We start from the raw sequence: 11,682 nt of genomic DNA, 5'->3' as shown, positions 1-11,682 counted from the left end.
GTTTTAAAGAACTCCCGAAATTAATTGGCGTGATAAAATATCAGTGATTGAAATTCCGAATAACACTAATAAGAAGAAAAAGCCCAATCCGAAGATCACGCGATTTTCAATGCTTTCGTATTTCAAGTGCATGAACCAAGCCATAACTAAGAACGCTTTAACACCGGCAATCGCAAAAGCGACTATCGGAGCTGCCGCGCCTAAATACTGGCGCACGGAGTGAGCTGCAATAGTTAAAAAAGTTAACGCAAATAACGCCAACGCCACTTTCATGTACGTTGAAAACGGCGTTACGTGATGTTCATCTGGAGCAGAAACGTGTTTTTGTCCCATCGAATATGTCCTTTCCGTGTCTACAACACGAGCCTATCCTACTAAGTAAAGTAAAGGGAATAAGAAGATCCAAACTAAGTCGACGATATGCCAGAAGATACCAACACCTTCTACAGCCGTGTAATAGTTAGGATTGAAATCACCACGAACCGCGCGGATTAAAACCCACGTGATTAAACCCATACCCACTAAAACGTGGATACCGTGAAGACCCGACATACAAAAGTAAAAACCAAAGTACATACCAAGGTTTGTTGATTTGATCGTCGGAAGTCCTGTCGCAGTTAAAACTTCATTTAACTTCGCTAAATCCAATAACTGGCCCGGGTAGATACCCATGTGAAATTTGTGCGTGTACTCGAAGTATTTGATAACCATGAACACCGCACCACAAAGGATCGTGATCGCCAATGACCAGACTGCTTTTTTGATCTGGTTGACCTGGATAAAGTAAATACCTAAAGCCATTGTTAATGACGAAAAGATAAGAACCAACGTATTGATGAAACCTAATTTCCAGTCAAGAAAGCTTGCGCCTTCTGCAAACATCTCAGGATACATCATGTGGAAAATCGCATAACCAACGAATAAACCACCGAACATTAAGATCTCAGTTACCATGAATAACCAGATCCCCATTTTCGCTGTATCAAATTGGTGATGGGCGTCTTTAAAGTGCTCCTGCACCGGAACACCATTGATCATCTTACTTGTACTCATATGGCCCCTCTGTCACGTGTGGTTCGTGAGAAAAGTTGTGTGTAATTGGCGGAGAATCAGTATGCCATTCTAAAGTTTTAGAACCCCAAGGATTAGCCGGAGCTTTCGCGCCAGAAAGTAACGCTTGGATGATTGAATATAAACCAATTAAGAAACCGATACCGATTAACCAAGAGCCAACAGTTGAAATTTTATTTAACTGTTCGTAAGCCGGGATGTAATCAAAGTAACGACGAGGCATACCCATCGCGCCTAAGATAAATTGCGGGAAGAATGTAACGTTAAAGCCGATAAATACAAATACGAAAGACCAACGTGCCCAGCCTTCGTTGTACATTTTACCGAACATTTTAGGGAACCAGTGATAGATACCACCCATTAACGCCATTAGTGTTCCACCGACCATGACGTAGTGGAAATGCGCCACCACGAAATAAGTATCGTGGAAGTGAACGTCGATCGGTAAAACCGCTAACATGATACCCGTCACACCGCCGATTACGAATAGGAACATAAAGCCCATTGCATATAACATCGAAGCTGTGAACTCGATCGAACCTTTGTATAAAGTCGCTAACCAGTTAAACATCTTAATCGCGGTAGGAACACCGACTAACATCGTTAAGAAAGAGAAGATCACACCTGCAAGTTCTGACTGACCAGAAACATACATATGGTGACCCCAAACGAAGAACGATACGATCGCGATACCTAATGAAGAGTAAGCGATAGCTGTGTAACCGAAGATCGTTTTTTTAGAGTATGTTGTTAACAGCTCTGAAACGATACCCATGGCCGGTAAGATCATGATGTAAACCGCAGGATGCGAGTAGAACCAGAAAAAGTGCTGGAACAATACCGGATCGCCGCCAAGTTTAGGATCAAAGATACCCACACCGAATGCACGTTCCATGATTAATAATAACAACGTGATCGCTAAGATCGGTGTTGCTAAGACCTGCAGGATCGACGTTGAGTAAATCGCCCAGCAGAATAATGGCATTCTGTGGAATGTCATGCCCGGAGCGCGTAACTTATGAATAGTCGCAATAAAGTTTAAGCCCGTTAGAACCGAACCCATACCCATGATGAAAACCGCTGCGACCATTAAAGAAACTGAAGTTCCCGTTCTGATTGAATACGGCGTATAGAATGTCCAGCCGGTATCAACTTTGTTTAAGAACATTGTCGCAATAGCCATCACAGCTCCTGTCATAAACAGGTACCAGCTGGCTAAGTTTAATTTTGGGTAGGCAACGTCTTTTGCACCGATTTGCAGTGGTAAAAAGAAGTTACCGAAAATTGAAGGAATCCCCGGAACGATAACCATGAAAACCATGATAGCACCGTGGTAGGTCAGAACCTGGTTGTAAACGTCACCGTTATTTAAAACCTGGCCAACATTTGCTGCCGCATTTGGTGCGAATAATTCCAGACGTAATAATAATGCCGCGATACCGCCGCATAAAAAGAAGAATAAAACTGTACAGAAATAAAGGATACCGATTCTTTTATGGTCTAATGATGTAAACCATGACATCAGGCCTTTTTCTGCATTGATATAGTTACTACCGTGAGCTGCGTTTCCCATTTGCTCTCCCCGATTACTTTAAAGTTTTGATGTACTCGATTAACGCCGTCATTTCCGCTTCAGAGAGCTGGCCTTGGAAAGCCGGCATCGCTGAACGTGGACCGAAACCTTTTACGATTTTCGCGTTCGAGTTTAGGATTGATTCACGAAGGTAGTTTTCATCCATCGCTACTTTTTCGCCGTTTTCCATCTCACGTTCCGCACCAAAAGCCTGGTACAGAGTTGGACCGATTTTAACAGCTGCATTATCTACGTTATGGCAAGAAGCACAAGCACGCGTCTGGAAGATCTTAGCACCACGTTGGGCGATCGGAAGTGATGACACTTCTGACTCTTCGATTAACCATTTGTCGAAATCTTCCTGTGATACAACTTTCATTTTTGTGATCATACCCGAGTGCGATGTACCGCAGAACTCAGTACAAAACACATGGAATTCACCCATTTTATCAGCTCTGAACCATAAAGCTGTGTAACGGCCCGGAACAGCATCCTGTTTTACACGGAATGAAGGGATATATAATGAGTGGATTACATCTTCAGAGGCTAAAACGATTTTCACATCGCGGCCAACCGGCACCACGATATCAGTCGATTTCACACCATTTTTGTATTCAGTCATCCACGACCATTGACGGCCGGTCACATGAATTTCTAATGCGTTTTCAGGCATTTTGCGCATGTCATGGTAGATGATCCATCCCCAGGCAAACACAACTAAGAAGATGATCAATGGAATAACTGACCAGATAACTTCTAAGCGCGTGTCGTGAGTGATGTACGCTGTTTTATCGCTATCTGATTTACGTTTGTATTTTAACGCAAAGTAAACCATACCACCGATTAAGATCGCGCACGAAATAAAGCTTGTTACGATTAGAAATCCGTAAAGATTATCTAAACGAGTCGCAATTTCCGAACCCTCGGTGGGCATGAATGTCTGAGCATTCGCCCTGTTAACTAGACTTAATAACCACATCATGGCTACACTTTCTCCCTTCCCGCTCTGATTAACATAGGAGTTAACCAAAGTGCCAAGATCAGAACCGTAAATGCCCCCGCGAGTTGCACAACGCGGAATACTTGTAGGCCGTACTTGGATTTATGTTCATCATACTTAAAACAAAATAATACTACTGAATCGATGATATTGCCGATCTTACCGCTAGAAGCTTCGTTTAACGCCAGCTTCATATCTTTCGGATCGAAATCAATGCCATGTAAATAACGTGAAATTTTTCCCTCGGGAGTGATAATAATCGCCGCCGATGCGTGCGACCACTCATTGGCCTGGGCATTCCAGCGAAAACCAAAACCCACCTGAGCCATTAATTTTTGTACCGTTGCTTCGTCGGCGGTTAAAAAGTGAAAACCACCTTCTGTGCCGGGACGGCCGTACATTTTCAGGTAATTAGCTTTTTTAGCGGCGCCTAATTCAGGGCCTTCTTTTGAGTCAAAACTGAAACCAACAACTTCAAATTTTTCACCCGGATTCCAGTCAACTTTTTTTAGACCTTCGATAACACCGTTAAAGTGAAAGCTGCAAAGACCAGGGCAGTTGTAATAAATCGGGCTTAACATCACAGGCTTTCCTGATTTAAACAACGAACCTAATGTTCTTAACTGGCCGGCATCATCACGAACCTGTAAGTTAAGATCAATACTTTGACCTAATTTTTCGGTGATATTTACACCTTTTAACTCTTCAGGAACTTCTGCCGAGTTACCCGCTTCTTTCTTTCCCGTATACGCAGGCATGCCTGGTGGCTCCATAACCTGAGCCGCCAAGTTCGCTGCGAATAAGAATGAAAGTAGAAACGCTTTTGTCATTGATAAAATTAATCAGCAGTTGCTGCGAATGTTGCTACGTCTTCTGGTTTGTCTTTAGATTTGTTATTTGTGATCGATTCGATAAACTGAACAACAGCCCAACGCTCAAATGGTTTAAGAGTTGCTTTGAACGACACCATTTGTGTACCCGCAATACCGTTTTGTAAAACTTTGTAGTGACCAATATAGCCGCCTTCAGCTTTCCATGCGCCTTCGACCAAGTTACGTGCGTTTGGAATACCGCCGACCAGATCACCCTTAGCGCCGTGACAAACAGCACAGTTAGCTTTGTAAAGTTTTGCACCAGCTGCCAAAACTTCTTCGTTAGCAACCCATGGTTCTTTTACTGAAGCCAAATCGAATTGCACTTCGCCTGGTTTTGCCGGCTCAGTTACGTTTTCAGCTAAATCAACACCTTTGTTGATGTAGACGATATAGAAGAAAAACACGAAAACAAATGCAACTGATCCTAGTAATGCAATCAATCCACCACTGTTGTGATAATCTTTTTGTGACATAGAAAGGCGACTCCTTTTCACGATCTGAAGGTCTTATCTTTTTTAGGGATATTAAATACTTATATAGTAAATAGGGAGTACGATCAATTTAAAGATTGAAAGCAAAATGAAAGTAGAATTGTCAGTTTTTCGAGCAAAAATTATTTTTCAATTTTGATTGTGTCAGTCACACCATCAGGCTGAGTTTGCAGCAACAACTCCTCTGATTCGCCAGAACTTTGTTTTCTTAACGGCTTTTTCTTGAGTGTTCCGCTTGTTGCGCTTGCATCTTGGCCACTTAAATACTGGCGTTTGATATTGCGACTCAGTTTTCTGAGCTTACCTTCAACACCTTGTGGCTTTTCATCCACAGTCTCAATGCCGTCACGTTCAGCATCTTGGCGCTCATACTTGCGCCCAACATCTAGGCCTTTTTCGGGAAAGCGTGAATTGTACAGATTTAAAAAGCGTAAGTAATTGGCTTCCGAAGCCTTAACGGTCTTTTTGCTTTCGTTGATTTTAGCTAACATCTCTTTCGACAGGTTTTCCTGGGTTTCGGCTGCCTGCATAAGCTCAACCAGGGCTTTTTTATCGTTCTCAAATTTGATTTTCGCGGCCTGCACGTCTTTTTGCGCTTTTGACCACTCTTCGTTTTGGGCACCGGAATATTCGACGGCTTGCTTTGGGTCTTTTTTCCCCGCCTCAGCCTTTTTATCACTTTCGCCACTAGCCAGCACCTGAGTAAAAATCAAACTAAGCCAAAACATTCTGCTTCCACTTCATTTCAACATCGATAAATTGAATTCTACGCGCCAGCACAAAAGCCTGTACCGGTGTTAGGTTTTTAAACGTGCAACTGCCTTTACGGATTTCGCGCACAATATCTTCCGGATGCCAGCCAAATCGCGAATCATCTATGGCTTCACGCAATAATTCCTGGGCTTCTCTGGTGTCTAAACCGGTAATTTCTAAATCATAACTGATCCCGGCCACCACGGTTTGCTGGTTACCGAAATTTTCGATTTCTGAAGCAATCGCATTAAAATCCTGCGGCGACTGGATTTGAGGTTGATACTGGTTTTCAGTCGCAGCCAGAGGTGCTGACTCATAAGAAAAGGTCTCAATCGATGGGGTTTCACTCGGAAAAGCTTCGATCGGCGGCGGTTCAGAGACCACTTCGATGGTTTCAGCCGCAGTTGGTTCTACAGCAACCGGCGCGAAAGTATCCATCGGTTGCATTTCAAAAGCGGGCGTCTCCGCAGGTTGCGAAAAATCGACCGGCGGCACTTCGGCTTCAAAAGCAATTGGCGCAGAATCACTGGGCTGCTCTGGCTGCTCAGACTGCTCTGGCTGTTCAAGCTCTGCAGTTTCAGCTTCAGCTTTATCTTTATTTTTTTTCTTTTTTTTCTTTTCGGGCACTGCCAGATTTTGCAGTTTTTTAAGCTCTTCTTCAGAGGGCTGCTGGACTTCACCGTACTCAGGGGTGCCGTCAAAATTGATAAAGTACACGCTTCGACAAAGAGGGCACGTAAACAGCGCCCCTACATCTTTGTCTTTAACGTCAACTTCCTTGTGACAGCTCGGACATTGCATTCTTATTTTTTCTTCCTACGATCCGCACGGTTCATCGGACGGTCATCGTTACGTGGCGGACCAGTCACGATTTTGCGTTTTTGCGGAGTTTCAGACACAGCTTCCATGCCTGAATTCATGTTTGCCGGCTGAAATGCGGCGTTTTCGTCAGGAGCTGAGTAGTTTAACTCTTCCATATCCTGATCTTCGGGACGCATTCTTTCTATCGCCTCTTGCAGACCCTCACCCATTAACTGGACGCGCATGATTTTTTCAACCGATTCGCCTTTGATAATGTGATTTAAGTTTTCAAACGCTTTAAACGCTTCTTTTTTGTATTCGATCAATGGATCTTTTTGGCCGTAAGCACGAAGGTTAATACCTTCTTTCACCTTATCGATTGTATAAAGGTGCTCTTTCCATTTTTGATCGATCGAGTTTAGTAAAATCATTTTAGCGATCTGTTCAAAAAACGGACCCATTGATTTTTTCTGCATCTCATAGATTTTTTTAACATTATCGGCAATTTCAGCTTCGATCGCGTCCGGATTTTTACCCTCTGTATTTACGCGGAAACCAAATTGCTGCATTAAAGCGTTGTTTAAACCATCGAAGTTCATTTCATGCGGCTTAGCATCTGCCGGGATAAAGCTATCTAAAATATTAGACACGACATCACCCATGTAATCTAAAATGGTGCGCTCAAGGTCTTTTCCCTCGAGGATCTGACGGCGTAACTTATAGATCGCGTTACGTTGCTGGTTCATCACATCATCGTAATCAAGTAAGTGCTTACGGATATCAAAGTTGTGGCCTTCCACTTTTCTTTGCGCGCCTTCGATGGCGTTAGTGACCATTTTATGAACGATTGGTTCATCTTCAGGGATATTTAACATCGTCATGATTTTCTGGATACGTTCACCGTTAAAGATACGCATTAGGTTATCTTCTAACGATAAATAGAACATTGATTCGCCCGGGTCACCCTGACGGCCAGAACGACCACGTAACTGGTTATCAATACGGCGTGATTCATGGCGCTCAGTACCTATGATGTATAAACCACCGGCATGTAACACTTCCTGTTTTTCCGCTTCAACTTGCGCCCGGTAACGCTTAAGTGCGTCTTGATACTCGGGAGAATCGTCGTTACCAACTGCTTTTTTCGCCAGAACCTCTGGGTTACCGCCTAAACGGATATCAGTACCACGGCCGGCCATGTTCGTTGCAATCGTAATTGCACCTTTACGACCTGCTAGCGCGATGATTTCAGCTTCGCGCTCATGGTGTTTCGCATTTAAAACGTCATGACGGATGCCTTCATTTTTTAAGAATCTCGAAATTGCCTCTGATTTTTCAATCGACGCCGTACCAACTAAAACCGGCTGGCCTTTGGCGTGGCGCTCACGAATGTCGTTTACGATTGCTTTATACTTAGCGTTTTCGGTTTTAAAAACGATATCTTCTTTATCGATACGCTGAATCGGTTTGTTGGTAGGGATAACGGTTACGCCGAGATTATAGATTTTTCTGAACTCTACCGCTTCGGTATCAGCCGTACCGGTCATACCCGATAATTTTTCGTACATACGGAAATAGTTCTGGAAAGTGATGGTCGCAAGCGTCTGATTTTCGTTTTTAACTTCAACTTTTTCTTTCGCTTCGATTGCCTGATGTAAACCATCAGACCAGCGGCGGCCCGGCATTAAACGGCCGGTAAATTCGTCGACGATCACGATTTCGCCGTCTTTAATCATGTACTCAACATCTAAACGGTATAGGTGATGTGCACGTAAAGCCTGGTTTACATGGTGAAGAATTTCGATATTTTGTGGATCGTATAAATTATCTAATTTTAATAATTTTTCGACTTCTTGGTTGCCCTCTTCTGTTAACGAAGCAGATTTAGATTTTTCTTCGATCGTAAAATGCACATCTTTCTTTAAGAACGGGATAATTTTATCGATTACATAGTACTTATCAGTCGATGCTTCGGCAGGACCCGAAATAATCAACGGGGTACGTGCTTCATCGATTAAGATCGAATCGCACTCATCGACAATGGCAAAGTGCGGTTTACGTTGCACGTAATCGGCCAGATCAAACTTCATGTTATCGCGCAGATAATCAAAGCCTAATTCGTTGTTGGTGCAATAGGTGATATCAGCCATATAAGCCTTGCGGCGCTGATCATCGGTCATACCATGCACGATCACGTCAGTGGTCAGACCCAACCAGTTATACAGGCGGCTCATTTCTTCGCAGTCACGCTTAACTAAGTAGTCATTCACCGAAACAACGTGACAACCTTTGCCAGTAAGGCCATTTAAGTAAACAGGAAGTGTGGCCACAAGTGTTTTACCTTCACCGGTACGCATTTCTGCAATACCGCCGCGGTTTAACACAACCCCACCGATCATTTGTACGTCGTAGTGGCGCATACCCAAGGTTCTGACCGAAGCTTCGCGGCAAACTGCAAAAGCTTCAGGTAAAATATCAAAAACAGTTTCGCCGTTTTCTAACCGTTGTCTGAATTCGACCGTTTTATGTTTTAACTGATCATCAGAAAGTTTTTTTATGCCTTCTTCTAAAGAATTGATTTTATCAACGATGGGTTGGATCTTTTTCATCTCGCGATCGTGATGTGTGCCGAACAGTTTTGCTAATATCTTTTGTACCATGACTAACCTTTGAAAGAGTAACCCATTAAGTATGGTAACTTGAGGTTAAGTTGGCAAGGCACGTCAGGCTAAATAAGAAAAAAATAACCCCCATAGAGACCATCTCTATGGAGGCCGAAAACCATCAGGGAATGATTGTGTTTTCAGAGCAGGATGTTAGTCCTGCTCAAATACTTAAAAAGGCTTTAATTTTGAGCTTGATTCTCTTTGACCTGGTTTACCACCAGAGGAGAAACAAACTTAAATAAACTGAAAGACTCATCCTCGGTGCGGTTTCTGAATTCAACCTGCACCACTGATCCCAGGTTCGAAATTTTTAAATCGGTCACCGGCACCCATTCAGGATTCTGATTTTGTTGTGCGTTGAGAGCTTCAAGCTCCTGCATTGAGCTTAAAAACTCCTTTTTCTCCCCGGTGATCACAATTTCAGAGCCCGAACCGGTCAACATGGCAATTTTATCATCCAGATCTGTAACCAAGCTGATCGCCTCACCGTCTTCAGTAACGGCATAACCGACTAAGTCAGCATTTTCGGTCACCACCTGGCCTTGGGCATTTAAAAACAGCGGCCATCCGACAGCTTTGGCATTCATTTTGGTTAATTTGCCTAATAATGTGGCTTTTTCTGGGTTGGCCGTCACGGTAATCAAGTCACCGTCTGCCGATAGAGCCACTTTAACCGCGTTTAACGCAGGCACAACGTCGGCAGCGATTAACTTTTCTTGCGCCGTCATCACGTGCGTTTCGATCACTGCCGAGGCATCAGCAGGCGTTACGGTTTCTCTGATATCAAAAACAAGTATCGCTTTTTCGCTCTGTAAAATGCGACCTTTAATACGTAAGTTCTTTAAGGAATTAAAAGGAACCTGATTTAAGTTCCATGCTTTTTCTTCTGCCGCCTGCACTTCAGAAACCATCACCAGCTGATTGCCTTGCTGGGTAATCACCGAAGCGGTTAGCTCGTTCGCCTGTGATAGCGAATGAAATCCGAGTAAAATGGCTGTTAATAAAATAAGTTTCACGTGGCCCCCCACAAACTTTTTTAAAGAGATTGATCGTCGCAGATCTGCATTTACAAATACGGGGCCAAATTTTTTTGTGCTGAAATAAGCTTTAACGGACTTTCACACTAGAGTGCTCATTCAGGAAAAACAAAGAACGGCACTCATGGTGAAAAATTGTTACAAACTACTTACAGATCGGCGCTTGTGGGTCTTTCGCGCACAGATATTGTTGAAGTGCTTTGTTCTGCTCTTCAAGTTTAGATGACTTTTCTTTAAGCATTTCGATTTCTTGCGACTGCTGCTTAATTGTAGCTTCAACACCTAAGACTCGCTGTAATAACTCTTTAATCGCTTCGATAACCGGCGCGATCAGGTTTTGATACGCAACCGATTTAAAACCCTGCGCATTGGTTTTTACAGCTTCAGGAAATACCTTTTCAACATTTTGCGCGATTAAACCCAGCTGTTTAGCCGAATCTTTTGCCGGGTCATTCCAGTAGTAAGTTACGCCTTCAAGTTTTGATACGGCCAACAAGGCATCTGGGATTGAACTAATATCGCGTTTTAATCTCGCATCAGAACTTTGCGTCAGTGATCCCGATAAAGTCGCATCTCCCGTCGAGTAAAGATTAAAAATACAGCCGGTTAAACCGAAGCACATCGAGTTTGCCCCCAGCGGTGCACCGGTCGAAGATGAATACCATCTCCACTCTAGTCCGCCGGCCGCAGTATTTCTGTTTGAAATAATTGTATAACCACCACTGGCTGCGACAGATAGATGGGTCGTCGGTGTTGCCGTACCGATACCGACATAACCGTTGGTATGGATACGCATTCTTTCTGTATTTGTCTGGATAAATTTAATCACTTCGTCGCTGTTATCCGTCGTACCGATCTCTAACGCAGAAAGACCTGCGGCATCACCTGTCGAATTAAAACGAATAAATGCACCATCAGTGCTTGCCGTTTTAAAACGGATTTGCTGTGAAGTGCCGCCATTACCGACGACCATGTCACCATTCACATCAAGTAGATAGCCTGCTGATGGTGTTGTTGTACCGATACCGACCGCACCCGATGCGGTGATACGCATTTTTTCAGTATTTGAGCCATCATAAGTTGTATAGAACTGTAAATTAGCAGATTGTTCGGTTGCTAAGGCTGTTTCTGTTCGACCTTCGATACGCGCAAGATCGACATAAGACGAACCATTGTAACCACGGAAGGTGTAAAAACCCATGCGGTCGTTCGCTAACAACGCTGTTGGCGAAGCTGCAGTGCCACGCGCACGGCGAAGCATGACTGTGGCTTCTCCCGCTGTACCGATTGAGTCGACCACGATATCATCGTCACTGCTGCCGGTACCTGAAATGTTTAGCGCTGTAATCGGGCTACTTGTACCGATACCGACATAACCTGAGCCGTTTAAAACCATAACTGGATCTGAAGTGCCG

The 11,682-nt window shown here is 43.7% G+C and carries 11 protein-coding genes; all 11 read right to left on the bottom strand.

Annotated elements, in window-relative coordinates; all coding sequences use genetic code 11:
- Nucleotides 1–3 precede the first annotated feature (3 nt).
- Nucleotides 4–333, bottom strand: coding sequence for a cytochrome C oxidase subunit IV family protein (locus AC04MM_RS06805; RefSeq protein WP_475379583.1), 330 nt, complete (start codon nucleotides 331–333; stop codon nucleotides 4–6).
- A gap of 33 nt (nucleotides 334–366) precedes the next feature.
- Nucleotides 367–1,053 carry a cytochrome c oxidase subunit 3 family protein gene (locus AC04MM_RS06800; protein WP_475379582.1) on the bottom strand — a complete coding sequence of 229 codons (687 nt, stop codon included), beginning with the start codon at nucleotides 1,051–1,053 and terminating at the stop codon, nucleotides 367–369.
- Nucleotides 1,040–2,644: a cytochrome c oxidase subunit I gene (ctaD, locus tag AC04MM_RS06795; RefSeq protein WP_475379581.1), complete on the bottom strand. Its 1,605-nt coding sequence runs from the start codon at nucleotides 2,642–2,644 to the stop codon at nucleotides 1,040–1,042. The genes AC04MM_RS06800 and ctaD overlap by 14 nt, the downstream gene beginning before the upstream one ends.
- A 13-nt stretch (nucleotides 2,645–2,657) precedes the next feature.
- Nucleotides 2,658–3,626, bottom strand: coding sequence for a cytochrome c oxidase subunit II (gene coxB / locus AC04MM_RS06790; RefSeq protein ID WP_475379580.1), 969 nt, complete (start codon nucleotides 3,624–3,626; stop codon nucleotides 2,658–2,660).
- A 2-nt stretch (nucleotides 3,627–3,628) separates the two neighbouring features.
- On the bottom strand, nucleotides 3,629–4,474 hold the full coding sequence (locus AC04MM_RS06785) for an SCO family protein (protein WP_475379579.1): 846 nt from the start codon (nucleotides 4,472–4,474) through the stop codon (nucleotides 3,629–3,631).
- Nucleotides 4,475–4,482: 8 nt separating this feature from the next.
- A complete protein-coding gene (locus AC04MM_RS06780) occupies nucleotides 4,483–4,992 on the bottom strand; it encodes a c-type cytochrome (protein ID WP_475379578.1) in 510 nt (169 codons plus the stop codon).
- A 140-nt stretch (nucleotides 4,993–5,132) separates the two neighbouring features.
- The gene (locus AC04MM_RS06775) at nucleotides 5,133–5,738 is read right to left on the bottom strand and encodes a hypothetical protein (protein WP_475379577.1); all 606 of its coding nucleotides are present in this window, start codon (nucleotides 5,736–5,738) and stop codon (nucleotides 5,133–5,135) included.
- On the bottom strand, nucleotides 5,725–6,480 hold the full coding sequence (locus tag AC04MM_RS06770; protein ID WP_475379576.1) for a hypothetical protein: 756 nt from the start codon (nucleotides 6,478–6,480) through the stop codon (nucleotides 5,725–5,727). The genes AC04MM_RS06775 and AC04MM_RS06770 overlap by 14 nt, the downstream gene beginning before the upstream one ends.
- 86 nt (nucleotides 6,481–6,566) lie before the next feature.
- On the bottom strand, nucleotides 6,567–9,224 hold the full coding sequence (gene secA, locus AC04MM_RS06765) for a preprotein translocase subunit SecA (protein WP_475379575.1): 2,658 nt from the start codon (nucleotides 9,222–9,224) through the stop codon (nucleotides 6,567–6,569).
- Nucleotides 9,225–9,409: 185 nt separating this feature from the next.
- Nucleotides 9,410–10,246 (bottom strand): hypothetical protein, encoded by an 837-nt coding sequence (locus AC04MM_RS06760; RefSeq protein ID WP_475379574.1) that lies wholly within the window; start codon nucleotides 10,244–10,246, stop codon nucleotides 9,410–9,412.
- Between the two features lie 166 nt (nucleotides 10,247–10,412).
- A partial coding sequence (locus AC04MM_RS06755; protein ID WP_475379573.1) for a tail fiber domain-containing protein occupies nucleotides 10,413–11,682 on the bottom strand: 1,270 nt, incomplete at its 5' end.

This window comes from Bdellovibrio sp. SBM16 (genome assembly GCF_056175625.1).
Note: the sequence above shows the minus strand (reverse complement) of the source record. Positions and strands in the feature narration are given on the sequence as shown.